Below are 403 nucleotides of genomic sequence, written 5' to 3'. Positions count from 1 at the left end.
GGTTTAACCGTGCCGTCTTTTCGCAAGTCACTTTTCACCGCCGTTCTCGTCTCGGCGACCATGCTGTCCCCACTGGCCGCTTCAGCCGAAACCATCTCCGGCGCGCTTGCGAAGGCCTACCAGTACAATTCTTCGCTGAATGCATCCCGCGCTGGCGTTCGCGTCACCGACGAGGGCGTCGCCATCGCCAAGTCGGGCTACCGTCCGGTTGTCACCGGCTCGGCGAATATCGATTATTCGAGCAGCCATCTCAACGGCACCAATTCAAGCGTGCGGCTGACCACCGGCAATTTTGGCGTCCAGATCGACCAGACGCTGTTCGACGGCTTTCAGACCAGGAACAATGTCGCTGCCGCCGAAGCGCAGGTCCGGGCTTCGGTCGAAAGCCTGCGCAACACCGAAG

The 403-nt window shown here is 60.8% G+C and carries 1 protein-coding gene; it reads left to right on the top strand.

The features are described from left to right. Positions 1–9: 9 nt before the first annotated feature. On the top strand, positions 10–403 hold a 394-nt coding region (locus EN906_RS37065), incomplete at its 3' end, for a TolC family protein (RefSeq protein ID WP_164777749.1).

This window comes from Mesorhizobium sp. M7A.F.Ca.CA.004.06.1.1 (genome assembly GCF_003999135.1).
Classification (GTDB): Bacteria; Pseudomonadota; Alphaproteobacteria; order Rhizobiales; family Rhizobiaceae; genus Mesorhizobium.
Note: the sequence above shows the minus strand (reverse complement) of the source record. Positions and strands in the feature narration are given on the sequence as shown.